Source organism: Microcoleus asticus IPMA8, from assembly GCF_013179805.1.
GTDB lineage: Bacteria > Cyanobacteriota > Cyanobacteriia > Cyanobacteriales > Microcoleaceae > Microcoleus > Microcoleus asticus.
This window is the reverse complement of the sequence record NZ_SRRZ01000075.1, coordinates 13,878-35,151: the sequence shown is the minus strand read 5'-3', so window position 1 is coordinate 35,151 and position 21,274 is coordinate 13,878. Positions and strand designations below refer to the sequence as shown.

The following is a 21,274-nucleotide window of genomic DNA, read 5'->3' as shown; positions in this document are numbered from 1 at the left end:
AGAAAGATATTCTGAGCCAAATATCAGCCGAAATGCCTTATATTATTTTAGAATTTTTGCCACCTTACAGCCCAGATTATAATTTGATTGAATTGGTCTGGCATTCAGCGAAAGAATATATAGCACATCGACTGTTTAAGTCAGTAGAAGAACTGTCAGAATTACTACATAGATTATTAAACGAAGGAGAAATGGTTATCAAATGGGAGCGAAAAATCAAAAATAAAGGCAATGCTATTTTATCCGGTTTAGCTGCGTAGCAGCTTAGCACTATACCATCTCCTAGCTGTAGCTCAAGTGAAATGTGACTGATGAACTCAGCAATGTCATCGTCGAGGGCGATCGGAATTTACCAAAAATATTCTTCCGACTTCGCAACTTAAATTTTATGAAATGTAAAAGATATTGAGCTATTTTTTATCAAAAAAACATAAATCTCGTAAATTTTGTTGAGCAGATAGGAGGTCTAAAAGCGTTTATCTAGTTTTAATAAATAATATTATTTATGTAGGGGCTAATTGCAGACAGCCCCTACACGATCTTTAGTCCCAGTTACTTATTTTTGCAGCGGATTGAGTTTCGTAACCGAGCTTTCCTTGGCATCTTCAGCGCTATCTTTTAGGAAAGCAGAAGCATCCTTAACGGCTGCACCTACTCTCTCTAAAATATTGGCATCGGGATCGGTGCGATCGAATACAGGTTGAGCCTTAACAGGCTGTCCGTCTGGCGCTTCTAAGAGAGCTTTATCTCCGCCGAGTTCGGAGTCGAACTTGTCAGTTTCCATCGGTGCAGAGCCCGGATAGAGCAGCTTTGAGGAATTAGATTCAGCGGTAGTCGAGGCCAGGAGCCGATCGCCCATAATCGACAAATCAGCCCGATTCTTTTCTGCTTGAGCAGGCGACTGATTTACTTTAGGGTCGGTGGATGTTTTATAATTCGTGTATCCATCACCGCCAGCCTTGTGAGGGTTATTCATTCCTCCCATTTGAACGGGAGGATTCTCAGGCCGGGCACCTCGAACATCGCCCGCATTGCAAGCGGTGCTGGTAAACAGCAGCAAACCTGCCATAAATACAGTCAAAAATTGAGTCAAAAATTGACCGATACCCAGTCTTTTAAAAAAAGCAGTTACAGTGTTCACAAAATTTTTCCAATTTTTTACTACTACTTGTTAAGAGTAAAAATAAAGTCCCGATGCCTGCCTCTAACGGCGGTGATATTTTCCTGCGGATTGCTATCGATATTTTTATAACTTTAGAGGGATTTAAAAACTGCGATCGCCTTCGAGAGATTATTTTTGGTTGGACTTACGCGCGGGTATCTAGAAACCCGGCTTTTTTCCCGGGTTTCTAGAGTAATTTTGGTTGAGAAACTCGCGTACCAGACAGAGAAGAAAAGGGAGGAGGTAGTTTCAAAGCATAGTTTTCGGGTGCGTCCGTTCCAATAATTGCTAGATGTCACAAGCTTTTCGGTTTTTGACCCCGCCCACAAACGCATACTTGCAAACGACTCAGGTCGTGAAAATCTAACAATTTTAGACTCTTGTTCAAGAGACCAGATTCATCTGTGGAGTAAATCTAACCTCTAAAATCTCCAATCCACTGACGCGCCCTACTAGCTAATAACCTCAGAACGCTACTGCTATTCTGGGAATTTTTCCACTTTCGCTTCAGCTTGCAAAGTCAGCAAACCAGCTTCCACATTTAGCTGCTGAATTCGCAGGGACATTCCCTCAAGTTCAAAATTTCGCAAGTTTAAAACTTCACCAGCTTTGTCCGCTAAAGCTTCAGTTAACTCCGGCGAAAATTCCTTGTTTTCGGGATACTCGACATCCTGAAGAGAAATTGCCCAACCGCCCGCTGCGATCTCAGGTTTTGCTGTGAAATAAATCTTTTCCGTGGAGGTCGTTTCCCGCACCGATACCTCAGCATTTAAAGCGATTTTTCCGGTTAGCAATTTGCACTCAATAGTTTTAACGTCTATTGTCCGCAGTTGTCCGTCAACAGTAACTTTTAAGTTTTTCAGTTTCCTGCTGATGTATTCGGAATTAAAAGCGCGGTTGATATCGCTTTCTGTTAAAACGGCGCGCGCGCCACCGAAGGCAGGCCCGTTCAGTTCAATTTTGCCAAACATAGCGGTGAGGGGATTGACAGCAATATCCTTGACGTGAATTTGCAATTCTTCCACGCGCAAATCTTGTTGCATTACCAATCCTTTGCCCTCAACGGCAACGGCCTCTACTTCTCCCTGGGCTAGCTGGCCCGCATCGGTGTTGACTGTGACAGACAAAGTTTCCGATTCGTCTAATTTGCTAGCAATAGCAATCTCGGCTACTTTGTCGATCGCCTGTTCCCCTAAACTCCTATTTTCTTGAAGCACGCTCAGAATTCCTAATAATATTGTTTAAAAATAGTAGTTAATACTTAATTGAGTTAGCGTCTTCCTCTCGGCAGGTTTCCGGTCTTAAAAAAACTCAGCCAAAGACAGAGGGTTTCTACAAAGTTGCTAAAATTAGTAAAGTGCGCATTGCGCACTCTACATTGACTCGGTTGCTAAGCGGTGAAAAATCAAAAAGTCGGATTTTTGCCAAAAGTTTTTTCCATAAGTTCGATCGCCCGCTACAATAAATAACAGCCGGCACCGCTTTTTGCAATGAATTCAGAATCAACTCTCGCCAGACTACAAGCTACACTTCCCGACGGAAAACTGCCTTCTAGCTACGGGGTATACTTCAAAAACACCCTAGTAGCCCTGTGTCACGCCCTAGAAGACCACATTTTGCAAACCAGCGGCGGGGACAAGATAGAACTCAAACCCCTAGTTTTGGTGGCGTTTCAGCAGGGAAAATGGTATTTACAGGAAGCCGATCGCTACCTAGATATTGCTAACGCCTCTCGGCGCGTTGTCATCGCAGCAGTAGCCGACAGCGGTTTCGCTACCCACAAAACCGGGCAATTAGAAAATGTATCTTTAATAAATCTCGATGAGAGCGACCCTTTAATCCAAGAATGGAATTTAATCATCCTCGCCCCGACATACAAAGCAATGGTGCTTTGCCGCGAACTTTCAGACCAGGAATACTTGCCAGAAGGCAAGCCAGAAGTAGATACAGAACGAAAGTTCTACGGTTTGTGGTCGTTTGACCAGTCTTTGGTGTCGGCTGCTGCAGAAATTTTTATAGAACAGACGCGACATTACAACTCGCCCCTGGCCGACAGTTTGCTGGAAATGCACCACGAAATCCTGGCAACTAAAGGCCCGCCCTTGGCAGACATTAGCGGCGTCGTATCGCGGATCGTCACTTACCTGCAAAGTTCTCAGCAGCAAATGGTGGCAATTAACCGCCAAACCCGCGAGTTGTGGGAATTGGAAGGTCAAGCTTTGCGGGTCAGCCGGAATTTGAACGCTAACAAACTTCAAGCTTTTCTGCGGATGGCCCAGCGCGTAGACGAACGCGATACCGCAAACCCCACAGCGTCTTTGCAGGTGGCGGCTTTGTCGGAAACTTTGGGTCAACTGCTGGATTTGCCGGCTTTGCAGTTGCGCAGGCTGCGGCTGGCTGGATTGCTGTTTAGAGTCGGCTTAATTTCGGCCCCGAATGAGGTGTTCGATCGTACTCCCGATGCTTTCGACCAAGCAACTCTAGCATTTTGGCGCGATCGCAGTTTCATTGGTTCCCAACTGCTCCAAGCAATGCCGGAACTATCACCTGTCGCGGAAATTGTCAAGCACCAACTCGAATATTGGGACGGCAGCGGGAGGCCAGAGGGTTTGCGAGCCGAAACAATACCTGTTGCTTCGCGGATTTTGGGGTTGGTCGCTCATTTTCAAGAATTGACTCAACCGCGTGGCGATCGTCCGGCTTTGAGTTTGAGCGAAGCTTTAGAAGAGTGCCGGGAACTGTGCGGCATTCGCTTCGATCCGGCTTTGGTGGAAACTCTCAGCAACGTCGTCAGGCTGGCAGAAATGGGTTTGATGGAGTTACCAACTCGCCCGAGTCAACTGCCGAATGTATGGTTGGAGGATTTGGGCGATCGAACGACCGCGGCCGCTCCGGCATTATAAAATAACTCGACTGTTGACTGTTGACTGTTGACTGTTGAGTGTTGACTGTTGACTGTTGACTGTTGACTGTTGAGTGTTAACCAACAACTGACAACCAACAACTGACAACTCACTAATGACTAATGACCTCGAAGCCATACGCAAAGGCAAAATTTTGATGTTGGCCGGCACTGATTTAGCCGGCAAAGACTTAGCGGGAGCCGATCTCGCCGGTGCTGACTTATCTCAAGCCAACTTGAGTGGAGCTAATCTCGCCGGCGCTAACTTGCAGCGGGCGGTATTGCGAGCCAACCTTCGGGGCGCTGACTTGAGCGGCGCTGACTTGCGAGGCGCAGATTTTCGCAATGCCGATTTGCGGGGAGCTGCCTTCGCTAACGCTTTAGTCCGCGACGCAAGTTTTGGGGGTGCTTTTTTGACGGGAGCATCCATCGGCAATTTGGATTTGAGCGGTGTCGATTTTCGCGGCGCCGATTTGCGGGGCGCGAATTTGGCTCGGGCAATTTTGTACTCCGCCGATTTGAGCCATGCCAATTTGTCGGGCGCTGATTTGTCGGGAGCTGACTTGGAAGAAGCGATCCTGAATGGAGCCGTACTGCGCGGCGCTAACCTGACGGGGGCTAATTTACTTTGCGCCACGATCGAACAAACCGTTTGGGATGGAGCCTTGCTCGATCGCGCCTGTCTCCAAGGCACCCCCCTGAGCCTTTAAATTTCAACAATGTTGTTTTGAAGACAGACAAAAAACAAGATCTGCTTATGAAGTGAATAAGCACAAGCGATTTTTACATTTCTTAATATAGGGTTATAATGGCGACTGTAGATGAGCAAACGAATAAATGGTAGCAGCTTTGTTTAGCAGTACATCCTTTCAAGGTCAAAGTGGCGATCGCCTTGTTAGTAAAGTAGCAGGAGCTGCGATCGCAGCCTTATTCAAGCGTTCTGAAAAGGCCGAAGCCAACATCCGAGTCGAACCAGTAGCCAAACTCTTGCAGGGAAGCATCGACGGTTTCGACTTCATTGGCAAAGGTATGTTGATGTACAACGGCCTGCGCATAGAAGTGATGGAACTCTACCTGCAAGCACTCTCCATTGATTTTGGGGCGATTTTTGCAGGTCAAGTAAAATTGCGGCAGCCTACCCAGGCAAATATGCGCGTAGTCTTAACTCGATCGGATTTAACCACTTCATTCAATACACCTTTTGTAGTTGAAAAACTCCAGAAGCTGAAGTACCAAGAGCAATCTCTGCACTTTCAAAACACTGAAGTCAGCTTCGGAGCCGACAAATCCATTCGGCTTAAGTCCGAAATAACCGTAGGCGAGGCCAGCGAACCCGTCAACATAGATATTACAGCTCAATTGCAAGTAGAAGACCGACGCAAAATCCAATTTGTCAGCGTTACTTACGGCGGTGACGGGCAAGCAGTAGACTTGGGTCAAGCTATAATTGCCCACGTAAATAACTTGCTCGACTTAGACAAATTTGCCTTAGAGGGCACTCAACTGCGGGTTGACCGCTGCCGAGTTCAGAACGACGAGCTAGTTTTCTACGGTTGGGCTGGTATCGAACAGTTCCCCAAAGGCAAGCGCTAAACCTCAGCCTGCTGAGGTGGGCCAATCAGATTTGTTTGAGGAATTTTATAGCTTAACAACACAACCCGCCTGCGCGGGTTTTGGTATTTTAGCGACTTATAAGCTGTGGCGCTGCTCGCGTAAGGTCGCGCTATAGGCTGTCTCACAAAAATTGGGTACACCGAAACCAGTGTTGCCAAGTTCTTAAGCCATATGTCACTGTCAGCTATACGCGAAGCAATCGCCTAGACTATATAGCCTGTCTCACAAAAATTGGGTACACAGAAACCTGTGTTGCCAAGGTTCTTAAGTTTGATTTCATAGCTCATCTGCTCAAGAAATTCTATATATTCCGGCGTATTTCCCGAAGTAAGCTGTCGCGCATTTAATCGATCAACTACTGCGTACTTAAACTCTTGTGGGGTCGCCACTCCTAGCCCACCATCAAGCTTAAATTTAAATGCAAAATAGTTGATTCACTGGGATTCTATTCTCCCCTCAAAATCAGCACTCAGGTTGATGCGATCGCACAAATTACCTTGGTAAAATTAGATTGTCCTAAACGCATAAACCGGGTTTGAGGGACTAAACTCTGGTCAAGGGCGATCGCCAGGAGTTGAACAACCCGGTTGAGGAGAATCGCGAGGGCGTAAGTCCTATGAGAAAATAAATAACCCCAAAAGAGGAAAAATGCTCGGATTTTATTTATTTTGTATCTACGTCGCAGTCTTGTCCGTGTTTAGTGGACCCAGCCCCCGCCGCCCCAAGAAATGGTGGGTAGAAATTGTCACAGATTTGCCTCACTGTACCTACTATTTTGGCCCCTTCGACACCGACAAAGAAGCCTCCAGCAATACTCCAGGCTACATCGAAGACCTCGAAAGCGAAGGAGCCAAAAGAGTTAGCATCCGCATCAAACAGTGTCAGCCTTCGGAACTCACGATTTGCGACGGTGAATTCTCAGAGGGGATAGCGGCTTAAGAATTTTGAGAGTCCAGACTCCAGAAACCGGGTTTTTTGACCAAAATACTCCGTCTATCGCGAGGGATATCGGTTAAACAACCCGGTTTCTGAGCGTCAATAGTGTGTGAGTTCTGTTTGAGTTTTTCATTAAGTGAAGCCTCAACAATAATATTAAGCATCGTCTTGTCCTAGTCCTTACCTTGCGGACTTTGTATTTGTAGTGGTGGCTTAAAACTCGGCATCTTCTCAACCAAAATGCAGAGTTTAACCAGCATTAACTGCCAGAAATTATCGGGATCAAATCAGCACTGAGGACGAGCCGATCGCTCCCGTTGCATTGATAAATTTAGATCAGTAAAAACTACTTAAATCTTCCCAGAGGTACATATGTTTGAAATCTCTATGTTGGGTATGTTTTTCACTGCTTTTTGGCTGCTCGCTCAACCTACTAGCAGCACTCGACGCGACGAATGGTGGGTAGAAGTTGATACAGATTCGCCAAAGCGTACCTATTACTTTGGGCCCTATGACAGCAGACAGGAAGCTTCTGAGAGATCGACCGGCTACATCCGAGACCTGGAGAACAAAGGATCTAAAAAAATTAGCATCAACATCAAACAAGGTAGCCAACCTACTCAGCTAAGAGCTAGTGAAGAGTCTTAAGAAGGTTGGAAACTGCAAATTACGGGCGAAGAAAATTTTACTTGTTAACAGGGTTTTTTTTAATGAGATCGCGCTTGCATACTGTAGGGACACAACAATGCTGTGTCCCTGGGGAATATTGAAGAAATGGTATTATTTGCGTCCGAGAAATGCACGTTTTTTCAAAGCACCATCTGATTGAGATTACTGCGAGGATTAAAAGTACGATTTGCTTGGATTTTCTCGTAGCACTCGCGTTCGACAGTGCTGAGTTCTTTCGGTGGGACGATCGCAATTTTTACCAACAAATCAGTCCGCTCGTTTTTCTTCGGTTTCGGCCATCCTTTGCCCCGCAAGCGCAAAGACTGACCCGATCGCATCCCGGCTGGAAATTTTACAGTGATCGGACCTTCAGGCGCCGGCACTTCAATTGAAGCTCCCAACACCGCTTCGTCGGGAGTTATCGGCACTTCGCAGACTAAATTCTCTCCCTCAAACTGGAAGAAAGCGTGAGGCAAAACTTCTAATTTTAGGTACAAATCTCCCTGCTGCTTCGTGTACGGGTCAACTTGACCTTTGCCTTTTATCCGAATTTTGCTGCCAGTTTTCACTCCAGCAGGAATCGAAACTTCGCCTGTGGCGACACGCTTGGAAGTACCCCGAAATGCTTCCCCCAAAGTCAGGGAAATGGCGACCTCGGTGTCGAGAGAGCTTCCTGCGGTGCGGTTTTCGTACCCCGCGAAATCTTCAAATCCGCCAAAACCGGTGGGCCCGCCACTGCTGGTGCGGTAGTTGCTGTAATTCCACTTGCCGTTGCGCCCGCTACCCGCACTGCTACCTGCGCGGCCTAGCAAGGCATTGATAAATTCGTCAAAACTGCCGTACTCGCTGAAGTCAACCCCGCCAAAGTCTACATTCGTAGCGCCCCCGCCCGGCCATCCGCCTGGAGTTGTGGCAGCTTGCTTCCAGTATTGACCGTATTGGTCGTATTTTTTGCGTTTTTCAGGGTCTGAGAGCACTTCGTAAGCTTCGTTTACTTCTTTAAAACGAGCTTCGGCTTCTTTGTTCCCGGGGTTCATGTCCGGGTGATATTTCCGGGCTAGTTTGCGGAAAGTTTTTTTAATTTCATCAGAGCTAGCAGTTTTGTTGAGTCCCAAAATAGCGTAATAGTCTTTAAAATCTGTTGCAGCCATTAAGCAATCCCTCTTTATTAGTTGTTAGTTGTTAGTTGTTAGAAAGAATAAATCCCAAATTAGCAGGATGGCGAATTAGCTGGATGCCAGCGGCAAAAGTGCCTGCGGCATCTGGCGTTGCTGATTCACGGTATGAATCACCTTTTATCGGAAGTTACAAAACTCACCCTCAAGCGGGCTTATAGCAATTGCGAAATCTTGAATTCATACCTGTATCCAGCAACGCCCGGCATCTCATTCAAATTATAGGTTATCAAAGGTTTGGACTCGATCGAGTTCGGTTGTTGCTTGGCGTTCGATCGCAATTTCCGCACTCCGCTGCTGTTTGAGATTTTATAGCATTCGGCTCTCTTGTGCTGAAGGCAGACGGAGCAGCCGGCTCTGTTATGCTTTCGGCATTGGACAAGAAAAACAATGGTTTCATCAATTAAGAACGTCCTCACCCTACGGGCGGTTACTATGCCTTTGAGCTTTTAGGCGGTGAAACTATTGCCACGATCAGTTTTGAGGAGTTGTGCGCCTTCGGGCTTTCCGGAGGCCGCGAGAGCTTTAGGCTGCCACCCGGTTGAAACCGGGGAAAGCTGCTGCTGTTGATGGCGCGAGCCTAGGAGGGTTGACTGGCACGGACGATCGCACTTTTTTTGTGGCGCGGTGCGATCGAACTTCTCGATCTGAGCTTTTCACCCCATGCAAATCCTAGAAAGTTCTCATCAGCAACTCTGGTCGAATCTGCTGCCTGAATTGTCACGAATTTATACCCTAACACGCGCAGTAATTCCACAATCTTTCGAGATATTTTTCCCTCACCTCAGAGCGGTGTTATACAATCTTATTTTTTTACTATCTGAATACATTTAAGTCAAAGTAATATAACATAATCTCTCCGCTGTCTGTTAACTAGAACACACACTTTTAAAAAAATTAAGATAGGATAGTAGAGCGATAAGCTTTTAACGCTACGAGAGTGCTAACATTATGAATTATTTGCTAAGTTGGCCTTGCGGCTGCTGCGACGATTGGAAAGATTGTTCCGAGAGTTGTGTTGTACTAAGAAACGGGCAACGCATTTGTCAGTCGTGCTACGATCGCAAATACAAGAATCAGAAGCAATTCGCCAGACGCCGGCGAGCGAACATATCTGTATGACCGCAGGCTCTAACAGAGACTATCCCTTATTAATGTGCAATGCTTTGAATAAAGCGAAGTATTTCGACAGCCTAAATCAGCGGTTTCCATTAATAATAAGATAAAAAATTTTAATTTCGTCATCAGTCATCAGTCATCGGTCATTGGTTATCTGTCACTAATTTAGTTATTTATCATCTGTCACTTGAAAAGCAGGTAACAGATTTTAATTTAAAAAACTAATGACTGACGACTAATGACTAATGACTAATAACTAAATGATAGTTCCATCAGGAATCGTGGCATTTTTCAGGACTACGATAATGCCGCTGCGGATGTAAAAACCAAGGTTTTCGCGGTTGGCTTCTTCCACTCGGTCTTTATTAATTATTTGAACATTGTGGCCGATGCGGGCATTTTTATCCACAATCGCGCGGCGAATTGTAGTATCTGCACCGATACCGAGGGCGACTCCGCCGTTGTCTAAACTAGAATGCCGTTCGGCGTCTGGTTCGTAGAAGTCAGCACCCATGACCAGGGTATCTTGAATCGTACATCCAGCTTCAATGCGCGATCGAACTCCCAGCACAGAATGGTCGATCCGACACTGTTTGAGAATGCAGCCTTCAGCAATAATCGATTCTGTCACGTGAGTATCTAAAAGCTTAGTCGGCGGCAAGAAACGCGGGCGAGTGTAAATCGGCGCCTTTTCATCGTAGAAACTGAAAGGAGGCTGAGGCTGTTTTGTCAGAGCCAAGTTAGCATCGTAAAAAGCCTCAATGGTTCCGATATCTTCCCAGTAATCGTCAAACAAATAAGCTTGAACGTTGTGTTCTTTTGCATTATTCGGAATAATCTCTTTACCAAAATCAGTTTGGTTTGGAGATTCTTTCAGGAGTTTAATCAGAACTTCTTTTTTGAAGACGTAAATCCCCATCGAAGCAATGTAAGGACTTTCCTGAGCCTGCTGCGCTGTCAGTCCCAGTTTAGTAGTATCCACCTGCATTTGTTTGAGCGCATCGCCTTTTGGCTTTTCGCTGAAAGAAACAATGCGGCCGCTGTCATCGATTTTCATCAAACCAAAATCCGAGGCTCGCTTCTCGTCCATTGGCAAAACCGAGAGGGTGATATCGGCGTTGGTTTCGCGGTGTCTGTGCACAAACTTCTGGTAGTCCATGCGGTAGAGGTGGTCGCCTGAAAGAATCAAGTATTCGTCAACGTCCCACTCTTCTAGCAGCCAGAGATATTGGCGAACTGCGTCGGCTGTCCCTTGAAACCAGTTGGGATTTTCCTGAGTTTGCTGGGCGGCGAGCACCTCGGCAAATCCGTCGGTAAAGCCGGTAAACTGGTAGGTGCGAGCGATGTGGCGGTTGAGGGATGCGGAGTTGAATTGGGTGAGGACGTAGATTTTGAGTATTTCCGAGTTGATGCAGTTGCTGACAGGAATATCGATGAGGCGATATTTCCCTGCGAGGGGAACTGCGGGTTTGGCTCGCAGTTTGGTTAGGGGGTAAAGGCGGGTGCCTACACCGCCACCGAGGATGATTGCTAAGACTTTTTTCAAGGAACTTTCTCCCTAGGGTCGATGAACTCTCCAAGTACAGTGTCGGATGGTGAGGGCTTCTTGACAAGGGGGGGGAGCAAGGAAGTTATAAGTTATGAGTTATGAGTCGAGTCGCTAACGCAGAAACCGGGTTGTTTAATCCAAATACTTTTTCAAACCCTCAATAAGAGTTAAAAAACCCGGTTTATGAGAGTGGGAGTGCGTTCGGGACTGGAGTTATGAGTTTTGAGTTGTGAGTTAAAATACCCATCAATAAATAACGGCAGTTTAACAAAAGAATAAGGTTCGGGGTTTGGGCTTTTAATTACAAGTTTCTTGGGTTAATTCCCCCTTCTGGCAATTTCTCCATCCAGGCTCATCGCGCTGTTGTTCTTTTTCAAGGCTCGTCTCGCACCGCGCCCGCTGATGCTCTGGTTGGGCCCGCTGGCGTCCTTGTTCTGGTTGAGTTAGACCTCGTTCTTGTTGCTGGCTTTCCTGTTCTGTGAGTTTGTCCGATTCCACAGCAGTCAGGAAGCGCCGCCCGCCGGGACGATAATTTTCTAGGTAGAGTCAGTTTTAAATCTGAGATTGACTGCAAATTTGTCTAAGATTTTACAATTTGTCGATCGACAAAATTGGATTAAATGTCTATTCTCTACCAAAAGCTAGATCCCCTAGAAACCTCTGCTACTGTAGCCTAAGCCCTAAAAGCTAAAAAAAGTGTATGCAAATTCAAACGCCGGACTGGGTTAAACACGCGGTATTCTACCAAATATTCCCCGATCGCTTCGCCAAAAGCAAACAGCCCCGCAAACGCCTGCTGCAAAACTTCATGTGGGAAGAATGGCACGAAATCCCCACCCTCCAAGGCTACAAAGGCGGGGACTTGTGGGGCGTGATGGAACAGCTAGACTACTTGCAAGACTTAGGCATTAACGCAATTTACTTCACCCCCATATTTCAGTCGGCCAGCAATCACCGCTACCATACCCACGACTACTATCAAGTCGATCCGATGTTGGGCGGCAATCCCGCTTTTAAAGAGCTTCTAGACGCCGCTCACGATCGCAACATCAAAATTGTCCTCGACGGCGTATTCAACCACGCCAGCCGGGGATTTTTCTTCTTTCACGACATCCTCGAAAACGGCCCCCATTCTCCTTGGCTGGATTGGTTTAAAATTGAAGGCTGGCCGCTATCCGCCTACGACGGCAATTTTCCTGCTAACTATGCCGGTTGGGACGGGAATCGAGCACTTCCTGAATTCAATCACGAGAATCCAGAAGTGCGAGAATACATCATGGAAATCGCCGAATATTGGATTAAATTCGGCATCGACGGCTGGCGGCTGGACGTTCCTTTTGAAATTAAAACCCCGGGATTTTGGCAGGAATTTCGAGAACGAGTTAAAGCAATTAATCCCGAAGCTTACATTGTCGGCGAAGTTTGGGAAGATGCGAGAGAATGGCTCGACGGCAGTCAATTTGACGGGGTGATGAATTATCTTTTTGCTGCGCCAACTATTGCTTTTGCAGCGGGCGACAGGGTAGATTTAGCTCAAATTGAAGGTCGTTCTTACCATCCATATCCGCCACTTTTTGCTAAAGAGTACGGCGACAAAATTCAGCAGGTTTTGGAACTGTACCCGTGGCCGATACAGCTAACTCAACTTAACTTGTTGGCCAGTCACGATACAGCTAGGTTGCTCTCAATTGCTGGGGGCGATAAAGCTAGCGTCGAACTTGCTACTTTGCTATTGTTAACTTTTCCCGGAGCTCCTAGCATTTACTACGGCGATGAAGTTGGTTTGCCCGGTGCTCTAGATCCCGATTCTCGCCGCGGTTTTCCCTTACAAGCTAGCTGGGAACTGGATGTTTTAGATTACCACAAGCAGTTGATAGCTTTGCGCCACAAATACGCTGCCCTCCGCACTGGAGCTTACCAAATTCTGTTTGCTGAGGGAACGGTTTACGTTTTTGTCAGAATTTTGGGGGATGAAGAAATAGTTGTTGCTGTCAATGTCGCGACAGAAGAAGCTAATATTAGCTTTGAGGTAGCTAATTTGAAATCTCCTCACGATAAGTTGCTGTTTGGGAAAGGCGATTTTGTTTGGAAAGGTGAAGGGGAAACTCGACATTTAGAATTGATGCTGCCGGCGCGATCGGGGTTGATTTTAGGTTCGGGTAAGTAGTTTAAAATGTAGGGTAATGTACTCCGGACGCACCCGACATTTATCGGTGATTTTCCCCGCGCATCCTAAATTTATTATAGACGTAAGGTGCGCATTGCGCACCTTACATTTATAGGTAAAAGCACAAGTTTTATTATGCTGCAACCATTGCTGGTAGTAGCACCGCATCAATGATATGAATGACGCCATTGTCGGCAAGAATATCTGAAGTGAGAACTTTAGCATCATTCACTTTAATGCCATCAGAAGTATCAATTCCCACCACAGAACCTTCCACTGTTTCAGCAGAACTTAACTCAAGCAAGTTCTTAGTTAGTACCTCGCCAAACAGAATGTGATAGGTCAGAATTTTCTGGAGCTTGGGTATGTCTTCCAACCAAGAGGCAATAGTGTTCGTAGGAATTTTGGCAAATGCCTCGTCAGTTGGTGCTAAGACGGTATAAGGGCCCGGACTTTGCAATAAATCTAACAAACCAGCCGCTTCAATAACAGTTACGAGCGTTTTGAAAGAGCCGGCATTGGTGGCAGTCTCGACAATATCAGCCATGATGTTTTTCGGGAGTGCAAAGAGCAGAAAATGAATCAGAGGCGACAATCATTTTAGCACTTTACAAATAGCAGAAAAAGAATCGGAGGGATGATGATCATTTTAGACATTATAAGTTACTTGGGTTGCCGGCCCAGATGGTCCGGCCCGATCGACCTTTTTGACTTATCCGGGGCTCGCATCCTCCCCCTTGCGGAAAAACTGCTTTAAAATCTCTCCGGGATCTCTGTCCCAGGTGTCGATATGTTCGTAAATTAAGCCGTCTTCATCCAGTTTATAAGTAGAGTAGCCGTTAAAAAAAATCCGAGCTTTCCAGGGAACCCGCAGGATGCCGCGAACAGTCCAATTTGCCACAATAGTATCAGGGGCAGTCTGACTTACACCGTGCAGGTCGAAGTAAATCTCGCGAAAGAATAGCTGTCCGTGAAATCGCAAAGTCCAAAAGATAATGCGATAGTTGATTTTTCCTTTAAATTTGTTAACAGGGTCTTGAAAATAAACATCTTTTGTGTATATCTCGTAGGAGATGTCTTTTTCAAAAAGCGTCGGGAGATCCGCTTTCAGGGTGTCTACTGCTTGTTCTACCTGCATTTGATATTTGAGCGCGCTCACGCTACCACCTTGTGACAGTATTAATTTATAACTTTAAATGAATAATCTCGATCGCTGGAGTATCGCAGATTTGATACTTCATCCAGTTCTGATTTTAACTCTAGCGATATTATCCGCGCCGGCTTTTCTGCTGACCCGGACTTGCGACATCGACACCTTGGCACAGATTTGACAGAACACCCCCACTCCTCTGACATTCTCGCAGAAATCAACAGCGGCAAGCTGTTGATGGTAGATAGCCGTCGCCGGAACGGTCTAATTTTGATTAAACGCTTCCACGCGGAGTTTGCCGGGCCTGGGGCTGCCGTTGGGGGTGCTTTTGATGTTGACTCTCAGCAGGCGATTCCCGTGGGCGATTTTTGTTTGGTTTGCCCTCAATCTCCCGAAGAAAGACAGAAAGCTTTTGGAATTCGGCGGCATTGGGTGCGGTTAACGGAACAGTTAACGGCAAAGCCGGCAGCTTTGGAACGGGCACAAATGATTTTAACTCAGTTTGAACAATATTTTGATGGGGAAACAGTAGCACAAATTCCCGATGAAGCTTTTGCACTTTTAGTAGGCGTATTTTCCCAAACTATGCGCGCGGCGCGACAGATTGACAATTAAAAATGGCATGGTAATTTGCTTGAATTCATAGCATTTTTAAGGGTTGTTGTCAAGTCAAAATCGCTGCGATTCGATCGACTGTCCGCTGATTTTCTTCCGGGCTACCCACCGTAATTCGCAAACCTCCTCCAGTATGCCTAATTAAAGTACCTCCCTCTTTTAGCTGCTGCATTATTTGTTTGTGTTCCTGTTCGGCAGATTCGCCCTCACCGGCTTTTACCCGCAGGTAAACGAAGTTAGCCGCACTCGGCCAAACTAGCAATTTTTGATGCTGAGTTAGCGCTGCAATTAATTTGGCTCTTTCTGATAAAGTTTCGGGAATGGTTGCTAGCAATAACTGCCGCTGCGCTAGGGCTAACTCGGCTGCGGTTTGCGAGAAACTGGGAAGGTTGTAGGGGAGGCGAATTTTTTCTAAGGCGGCTGCGAGTTCGGGATGGGCGATCGCATATCCGACTCTCATTGATGCTAGTCGAAATGCTTTGGAAAATGTGCGTAAAATTATCCAATTCGGGTGCTGGTGCAATCTGTCTGCTAAAGTATTTTGGCTGAATTCAAAATAAGCTTCGTCAATTACTACTAATATCTGTTCCGGCAAACTTGACAACCACTCTATTTCATCAGTTGTTAAAGCATTGGCTGTGGGGGAATTGGGATGAACGACAAAGACGGCGCGCACGGGGGGATTTTGATTTTGGTCGTTAGCGCAGCCCTCGGAGAGGATCGCCCTTTTAGCCGCCTCGATATCGATTTCAAAATTCTCCTCTTTCCGCTGAACACTCACAACGGGAATGCCGAGGGTTTGGGCGATTATTCCATACATCGAAAAGGTGGGATTCGCTACCAAAATAGAGCCTTGCCCGCCTAAACAAGTAGCTATTAAGAGCGATCGAATTAGTTCGTCGGAACCGTTACCAACAGAAATATTGTCGGCTGTAATGGCGGTTTTTGGCAGTGTAACCCCGCCTAGTCCCCCCTTGTTAAGGGGGGGGACATTTAGGGATTCATTGACGTATTGGGCGATCGCCTCTTTGAGTGCTGCGTGTCCTCCGTCGGGATAGCGATTTGTCTCAATTAACTGCTGGTAAGTCCAAGCTAGCTTTTTTTTTAATTCCTCGGGCAAGTCGTAGGGGCATTCGTTGGTATCGAGGCGATCGACAATCGCACTTTCTGAGTGCGCTGGTTCTCCTGACGCGCCACCCGGATGGGGAGTGTATGCGGTAAGTTCGGCTAAATCTTTTCGGATAAAGGGCAGCATGGTATAATTTACGACTTTTTATTTTAGATAATTTGCTTACAAGCATCTGAACTTAGCATAAAGCTTGTTCTATCTCGAAAGCAAGAGGAGAGGGGGAATTTAGTTTCTGTCGATCGATTGATGCGTCGGCTGCGGCAAATTGATTAATTTGATAAAGTAACTGCTGATATTTGGAGACCGAGTATGAAAGTCAAGCCTTCCGATATATCTAAAAATACCGCTGCTACCCTGATAGCTTTGAGTTTGGCTGTTCTCCCTTCAGCGATGCCTGCCTCAGCTCAAACTAACTCTGCTCCCGCACAGAACAATACTGATTCTAATGGAGTTGTTCTAGACAGAACTCCGTTTCAAGAAAGCAAAAACGACAACAATCATTGGGGTGCTTTGGGTTTGTTGGGCATCCTCGGTTTAGCGAATCTGTTTCGCAAGGATGAACCCAAACGCTACCGCGATCCGATGGGTGAATAATTTTTTAAACGGCGATCCTCTTCGAGGGTTCCGCTAACGCACCAGCCAAAAATCCAATCAAATCTCCTGGATGCAGAAACCGGTTTTTTTTACTAAAATACTCGATTTTTGTCTTCAATCATGGTAAAAAACCCGGTTTCTTTGATAGAGATGGGCACTTTTCCCACCCCGCTTATTCAATCGCGCCACAAAGCAATTCCGCCTAACAAACCGCTGACATTGGGTACTATTTTAACCTGCGGCGGTAACTCAACAGCAATCTTTTTAGTATTGCCACCGCCGATGTAAATGCGATCGCAGTTAAAGAGATTTTGCAGAGAAGCGATCGCTTTTTCCAGACGGCGATTCCATCTTTTGGAACCGACTGTATCTAATGCCGATCGCCCTAATTGCTGTTCGTAAGTTTCCCCTTTGCGAAACGGGTGATGTCCCAATTCTAGATTGGGCACCAAGATACCATCGACAAATAAGGCAGAACCGAAACCGGTGCCAAGAGTAATTACTAATTCTACCCCTGTCCCAGCAATTGCTCCCAATCCTTGAATATCGGCATCGTTAGCCACTCGCACAGGTTTTCCCAAGCGATCTTTGAGGGTAGTTTGTAGGTCAAAATCTATCCAAGACGGATCTAAATTCACTGCGGTTTTGATAATGCCACCAGAGACGACGCCGGGAAAACCTACTGATACTCGGTCAAATTCCCCTTGTCCGCTGGCTAAAGAGGCGATCGCCTCTAGTACGGGCTCCGGTTTCGGCGGTTGAGGCGTTTCTAAACGGCTGCGTTCGGTTTGGGGTTGGCCTTCCTCGTCCAAAACCATAACTTTGATGCCGCTTCCGCCAATGTCAACGGCTAACGTGCGAGTCGATCGATCTTGTTCACTCATTTGATTGTTGAGACTTGGAAGTTGGTCAAATTTTAATTTTTGAATTGGCAAAACTTTTGAATCGCTTCCCAAATTTCCGCTAGGACATTGCCCAAAGCATGATCGTCTTCTAATTCGATTAATTGCACCCAGGGACGGTTAGCGGCAAAATTTCTGCTAGCTTGAATCGGTATTATTGTATCATGCTTGCCGTGAAGAATTAACGTAGGGACTGACCGCATTAATTTTTGTTCAGGGTATTGAGCCATATCTGCCAAAAACTGATAATTCAGCGGCAGATGACGCTGTTCGCCGTAGTGGTAAACCGGCAAATATTTCTCAGACTGCCACTTTTCTAACTGTTGCTGTCCCAACAGTGGCAGCCAGTGCGAGATAAAGTCAAAAGCCGGTGCTAACAAAACTATTTGCTTTACTGACAATTGTCGCTGGGCCAACCAAGCCGCTGTCAGTCCCCCAAAACTCGACCCTATTATGGTGACTCCCCCTAGATTTTTTACATTGTCTGTGGGAGATTGGGAGGATTGGGTTTGCAAAAATTCAGTTTCTATTTGGTTTAATTGGCGGGTGAGAGTGAGTCCCGAAAAATCGTTTTGATTGAGATCGGGAGTTTTTAGGTCAATTCCTAGGTAGGAAAAGCGATCTCGGAAATATCTAGCCTTAGCTGAATTGGGACTTGAAGCAAATCCGTGTAAATAAATGTAACTTGAGTCTTTCTGTAGATTCATCCAGAAAAATTTATGAGACTTCCCAACTAATTATCTTAAGTTATTATGAGCTATTAAATAAAAAAATTAAAAGACTAACTAAAACAAAATATATACTCATATTCGGAAAATATCGAGGACTTGCAGGGATTTAAATTAGGCAATTTGAGACTGTTTATAAAAAAGTAAAGGACTCGCCTAGAATTGAAAATGCTGCGCTTTGAGACTGCTTTTCCCAAGAGAGAAAGCCATCGCATAGATTAAAGAAAAGTTGTCTTTCTCGCTGCCTGCATTTATTTATTTCTACTTGCTTACAACAAGAAATCGCAGAGTGCGTATTGCACACCCTGCGATTCACTCAAAACTACTCGTCAATTACTGCGGTTTTTGACCGTTTTGCATCCTGTTTCTAGCAGTTTGTCGGCGCTGCTGCATCAGTTGAGCTAATTGGCTGCGCTGTTCGGGCGTGAGCAGTTCTCGCATTGCAAGTGTACTTTCAAATTGCACCTCTTCCAATTGCTGCCTCAATCCGATTATTTGACGGTGTTTTTCGCGTATTTCGCTAGCATTTGCCGTGCCGGACATCATCGTTTCCAATTCTTGTCTGGCTTGGCGGACTGCTTGCATCCGCTGGGAAACTTGGTCTTTGTAACGATCGCGAACTGCCTGCATTTGCTGCTTTTGGTCGGCGCTTAAATTAAGTTTCTCGAACATCCCCCCTTCCTTGCCAGCAGGTCGATTTGGTCGCTGATTTTGGGCAATTGTTCCCGCTTCTAGGGGATTGGGAACTGCTATTGCTGCGGCTGTGCTGCCGAGAGTCAGCATTAAAACGGCTAGGGCAGAAATGCGACGAATTGACATGAAAATTACCTCTTTGAGATTAGTTATTTGTTGGCGGTTCGCTGTCAGCGGAAACAGGGAAATTAAACCACTCTGTTTGCGGGCGATTGGTCATATTTTCTTGAGGAGAATCCTGGAGTACACCCTCCCAGTTATTGACTAAAAATGCTTCTAACTGAGCTGTTTCCTCATCTGGCAATTGTGCAGTCTCAAACGGACGGTAGCCAGACCAAAAAACTAGCAGGCTAGCAGCAATCGCCGAGGACAATGCCCACTTAGAAACAGAGGATATTTTTAACCTGTTATCTGACTTAGCTGACGCACTTAATTGCGTTTTTGTGTGGTGGGTTTCATAGAAAACGCTCGCCTGATTACTTTCTATTGCTGCTAGAAGTTTTTGCTCTAAATCTGGTACAGCTTCAGGAATATTTGGGCGATTTTGCTTCAAGAAATTAACTAAATCTTGGTCGCTGCTTGGGTTATTCATAGCTCGCTGACACCTTCTTTTTGCAAAAATTGCCGCACAGCATTTCTGGCATAAAACACGCGAGATTTGACGGTTCCCGCCGGCAGTCCCAAAATTTGGGCTACTTCTTTTTGCGGGATGTCTTCTAAGTCGTGCAGTACCAAAACGCTGCGGTGTTCAAAGCTCAATTGCTCCAGTCCCCGCTGCACTAAATCTTGATAGTGCAACTGCATCAAGTCAGAGGTACGATCTGTGACAACAATCCGATCCATTTGTTCTTGATTTTTGAGTTTGGAATCAAAAGAATGCTGCTTAGCAAATGCTTGTCTTTGGTCAGAAGCCACATTCCAAGTGATTCGATAAAGCCAAGTAGAAAAGTTGTCTTGGTGCTTGAGTTTGGGCAATCCTTTCCACACTCGCAGGAATACTTCTTGCGTTAAGTCGTCAAGCAGCGAGGGCCCGCAGAGTTGGTAAAGGGTTGACCTGACTTTGTTTTGGTAGCGTTGGTAAAGGTGGCGAAAGCAGGTGCGATCGCCCTTTAGACACTCAGCAACTAAGTCCGAGTCGGAACAGTCATCGGTTAAAACATTGGCTGACACACCTAACACCTGTGAAGTCTCCCCCACCAGTTCGTTATCTGAAGTCTTTAGACAGGACGATCTCGAAAAAGGTTCAAATCATTTAAAATATTATTTTGAGCATGAATCCGCTTGGGGTGTAAAACTGCACCAATGTCAGCTACAGCCAAGATGCGTGTTCTACAAAAATTTAATTTTCTTGTGGGTGAGTTTCTAGCCCATAACAGGCTTTCGGGCCTGTTCGACAAAAATTAAGTTTTTTTGTGGACCGTAGGGTTGGCTATAGCGATAATTCTAAAATATTGATCCTAACTGATATCTTGCACCATTATCAACTACCTGTTTAGGAACGGGCAAGATGCCCGTTCCACAAAACTCAATTTTATTGTGGAACAAGCATCTTGCCCGTTCTTAACAATGGTGCAAGATGTGATTTCTAACTATTTACAGCATTTTTCCAATAAGTATAAGTTTCTAAACCAATACTTTTTTGGTCTTCGTTATAAATCTCATCTAAACATTTGAAAAGAGCTAAAGCGTAATTTTTCAATCCCAACTCTGTCAAACTTGTGAGAATCCTTGTCAGCCGCAGGTAGTTGTGATTAAATTTTTCAATCCACTCTCTTTTTCTTGACAAATATTCTGGCGATTTGGCAATTACAATTTCTGCGTTTTCCCCTTCGCGGCATTCCAACCCGTAAAACGCTAGCATGACTTTGAACGAATGGAGTAAGCGATTTCTCAACTCTTCACTTGTTCTAAAAGCTTGAATTACCTCATCATTTAAAGTAGGAGCACTGGAATTAAAGCGACTCTTTTCTCTCAGCGGAAACAGCCATTGAATGTAATTGTGCACGGATTCCAGCTTCTGGTAATCCCACGACCAAATATCCTCGATCGCCCGACCTTGCGAATCAGGCTGCTGACCGAGATAGAATGCTAAAATTTTGTTTTGTTTAGTTGAATCACTCATTCATCCCTTCACAGGCGGGCAGGATGCCCACCCCACAATAAAATTTTA

At 45.7% G+C, this 21,274-nt stretch carries 25 protein-coding genes; 10 read left to right on the top strand and 15 right to left on the bottom strand.

Annotated elements, in window-relative coordinates:
* Positions 1 to 260 (top strand): transposase (locus E5S67_RS19670; RefSeq protein WP_172190083.1); only part of this gene is annotated, 260 nt, incomplete at its 5' end.
* Positions 261 to 556: 296 nt separating this feature from the next.
* Here E5S67_RS19670 and E5S67_RS19665 read toward each other — a convergent pair.
* Together E5S67_RS19665 and E5S67_RS19660 are read right to left on the bottom strand one after the other, a co-directional pair.
* Positions 557 to 1,141, bottom strand: coding sequence for a DUF6658 family protein (locus E5S67_RS19665; protein ID WP_172190082.1), 585 nt, complete (start codon positions 1,139 to 1,141; stop codon positions 557 to 559).
* A 500-nt stretch (positions 1,142 to 1,641) separates the two neighbouring features.
* Positions 1,642 to 2,379, bottom strand: coding sequence for an LmeA family phospholipid-binding protein (locus E5S67_RS19660; RefSeq protein WP_172190081.1), 738 nt, complete (start codon positions 2,377 to 2,379; stop codon positions 1,642 to 1,644).
* 273 nt (positions 2,380 to 2,652) lie between these two features.
* Here E5S67_RS19660 and E5S67_RS19655 point away from each other — a divergent pair, with 273 nt between their 5' ends.
* The 5 genes from E5S67_RS19655 (at position 2,653) to E5S67_RS19635 (ending at position 7,262) form a co-directional block, all read left to right on the top strand.
* On the top strand, positions 2,653 to 4,065 hold the full coding sequence (locus tag E5S67_RS19655) for a DICT sensory domain-containing protein (RefSeq protein WP_172190079.1): 1,413 nt from the start codon (positions 2,653 to 2,655) through the stop codon (positions 4,063 to 4,065).
* Between the two features lie 115 nt (positions 4,066 to 4,180).
* Positions 4,181 to 4,774 carry a pentapeptide repeat-containing protein gene (locus E5S67_RS19650; RefSeq protein WP_172190077.1) on the top strand — a complete coding sequence of 198 codons (594 nt, stop codon included), beginning with the start codon at positions 4,181 to 4,183 and terminating at the stop codon, positions 4,772 to 4,774.
* A gap of 127 nt (positions 4,775 to 4,901) precedes the next feature.
* Positions 4,902 to 5,657 carry an LmeA family phospholipid-binding protein gene (locus E5S67_RS19645; protein WP_172190075.1) on the top strand — a complete coding sequence of 252 codons (756 nt, stop codon included), beginning with the start codon at positions 4,902 to 4,904 and terminating at the stop codon, positions 5,655 to 5,657.
* Between the two features lie 669 nt (positions 5,658 to 6,326).
* Positions 6,327 to 6,617 carry a DUF1816 domain-containing protein gene (locus tag E5S67_RS19640; protein ID WP_172190073.1) on the top strand — a complete coding sequence of 97 codons (291 nt, stop codon included), beginning with the start codon at positions 6,327 to 6,329 and terminating at the stop codon, positions 6,615 to 6,617.
* 369 nt (positions 6,618 to 6,986) lie between these two features.
* Entirely contained in the window at positions 6,987 to 7,262 is a 276-nt protein-coding gene (locus E5S67_RS19635; protein ID WP_172190071.1) for a DUF1816 domain-containing protein, read from the top strand.
* Between the two features lie 161 nt (positions 7,263 to 7,423).
* Here E5S67_RS19635 and E5S67_RS19630 read toward each other — a convergent pair whose 3' ends face one another.
* The 4 genes from E5S67_RS19630 to E5S67_RS19620 form a co-directional block, all read right to left on the bottom strand.
* Positions 7,424 to 8,434 (bottom strand): DnaJ C-terminal domain-containing protein, encoded by a 1,011-nt coding sequence (locus tag E5S67_RS19630; protein ID WP_172190069.1) that lies wholly within the window; start codon positions 8,432 to 8,434, stop codon positions 7,424 to 7,426.
* A 604-nt stretch (positions 8,435 to 9,038) separates the two neighbouring features.
* The gene (locus E5S67_RS32585; protein ID WP_216670590.1) at positions 9,039 to 9,215 is read right to left on the bottom strand and encodes a hypothetical protein; all 177 of its coding nucleotides are present in this window, start codon (positions 9,213 to 9,215) and stop codon (positions 9,039 to 9,041) included.
* A 618-nt stretch (positions 9,216 to 9,833) separates the two neighbouring features.
* Complete coding sequence (locus tag E5S67_RS19625) at positions 9,834 to 11,123, bottom strand: glucose-1-phosphate adenylyltransferase (RefSeq protein ID WP_172190067.1); 1,290 nt, start codon at positions 11,121 to 11,123, stop codon at positions 9,834 to 9,836.
* Positions 11,124 to 11,423: 300 nt separating this feature from the next.
* Positions 11,424 to 11,624: a hypothetical protein gene (locus E5S67_RS19620; protein ID WP_172190065.1), complete on the bottom strand. Its 201-nt coding sequence runs from the start codon at positions 11,622 to 11,624 to the stop codon at positions 11,424 to 11,426.
* A 202-nt stretch (positions 11,625 to 11,826) separates the two neighbouring features.
* Here E5S67_RS19620 and E5S67_RS19615 point away from each other — a divergent pair, with 202 nt between their 5' ends.
* Positions 11,827 to 13,293 carry a glycoside hydrolase family 13 protein gene (locus E5S67_RS19615; RefSeq protein WP_172190063.1) on the top strand — a complete coding sequence of 489 codons (1,467 nt, stop codon included), beginning with the start codon at positions 11,827 to 11,829 and terminating at the stop codon, positions 13,291 to 13,293.
* Positions 13,294 to 13,426: 133 nt separating this feature from the next.
* Here the strand turns inward: E5S67_RS19615 and E5S67_RS19610 are convergent, their stop codons facing one another.
* Together E5S67_RS19610 and E5S67_RS19605 are read right to left on the bottom strand one after the other, a co-directional pair.
* Positions 13,427 to 13,840, bottom strand: a complete 414-nt coding sequence (locus E5S67_RS19610) for a fasciclin domain-containing protein (protein ID WP_172190061.1) — start codon at positions 13,838 to 13,840, stop codon at positions 13,427 to 13,429.
* 165 nt (positions 13,841 to 14,005) lie between these two features.
* A complete protein-coding gene (locus E5S67_RS19605) occupies positions 14,006 to 14,431 on the bottom strand; it encodes a C6orf136 family protein (protein ID WP_172190087.1) in 426 nt (141 codons plus the stop codon).
* Positions 14,432 to 14,489: 58 nt separating this feature from the next.
* Between E5S67_RS19605 and E5S67_RS34085 the strand changes: the two genes are divergently transcribed.
* Both E5S67_RS34085 and E5S67_RS19600 read left to right on the top strand, forming a co-directional pair.
* Entirely contained in the window at positions 14,490 to 14,624 is a 135-nt protein-coding gene (locus E5S67_RS34085; RefSeq protein WP_281363560.1) for a hypothetical protein, read from the top strand.
* On the top strand, positions 14,621 to 15,058 hold the full coding sequence (locus E5S67_RS19600) for a hypothetical protein (protein ID WP_246276877.1): 438 nt from the start codon (positions 14,621 to 14,623) through the stop codon (positions 15,056 to 15,058). The genes E5S67_RS34085 and E5S67_RS19600 overlap by 4 nt, the downstream gene beginning before the upstream one ends.
* Before the next feature lie 49 nt (positions 15,059 to 15,107).
* On the opposite strand, the gene E5S67_RS19595 is transcribed toward E5S67_RS19600, so the two are convergent.
* The gene (locus tag E5S67_RS19595; RefSeq protein ID WP_172190060.1) at positions 15,108 to 16,313 is read right to left on the bottom strand and encodes a histidinol-phosphate transaminase; all 1,206 of its coding nucleotides are present in this window, start codon (positions 16,311 to 16,313) and stop codon (positions 15,108 to 15,110) included.
* Positions 16,314 to 16,496: 183 nt separating this feature from the next.
* Between E5S67_RS19595 and E5S67_RS19590 the strand changes: the two genes are divergently transcribed.
* Entirely contained in the window at positions 16,497 to 16,781 is a 285-nt protein-coding gene (locus E5S67_RS19590) for a WGxxGxxG family protein (RefSeq protein ID WP_172190059.1), read from the top strand.
* A 176-nt stretch (positions 16,782 to 16,957) separates the two neighbouring features.
* Here the strand turns inward: E5S67_RS19590 and E5S67_RS19585 are convergent, their stop codons facing one another.
* From E5S67_RS19585 to E5S67_RS19560, 6 genes are all read right to left on the bottom strand, one after another.
* Complete coding sequence (locus tag E5S67_RS19585; protein WP_172190058.1) at positions 16,958 to 17,665, bottom strand: ROK family protein; 708 nt, start codon at positions 17,663 to 17,665, stop codon at positions 16,958 to 16,960.
* A gap of 32 nt (positions 17,666 to 17,697) precedes the next feature.
* A complete protein-coding gene (locus E5S67_RS19580) occupies positions 17,698 to 18,390 on the bottom strand; it encodes a YqiA/YcfP family alpha/beta fold hydrolase (RefSeq protein ID WP_172190057.1) in 693 nt (230 codons plus the stop codon).
* Between the two features lie 354 nt (positions 18,391 to 18,744).
* Positions 18,745 to 19,230: a Spy/CpxP family protein refolding chaperone gene (locus E5S67_RS19575; protein WP_172190056.1), complete on the bottom strand. Its 486-nt coding sequence runs from the start codon at positions 19,228 to 19,230 to the stop codon at positions 18,745 to 18,747.
* Between the two features lie 19 nt (positions 19,231 to 19,249).
* On the bottom strand, positions 19,250 to 19,696 hold the full coding sequence (locus E5S67_RS19570) for a hypothetical protein (protein ID WP_172190055.1): 447 nt from the start codon (positions 19,694 to 19,696) through the stop codon (positions 19,250 to 19,252).
* Entirely contained in the window at positions 19,693 to 20,283 is a 591-nt protein-coding gene (locus E5S67_RS19565) for a sigma-70 family RNA polymerase sigma factor (protein ID WP_172190085.1), read from the bottom strand. The genes E5S67_RS19570 and E5S67_RS19565 overlap by 4 nt, the downstream gene beginning before the upstream one ends.
* 406 nt (positions 20,284 to 20,689) lie before the next feature.
* Entirely contained in the window at positions 20,690 to 21,226 is a 537-nt protein-coding gene (locus tag E5S67_RS19560) for an opioid growth factor receptor-related protein (protein ID WP_172190054.1), read from the bottom strand.
* Positions 21,227 to 21,274 lie beyond the last annotated feature (48 nt).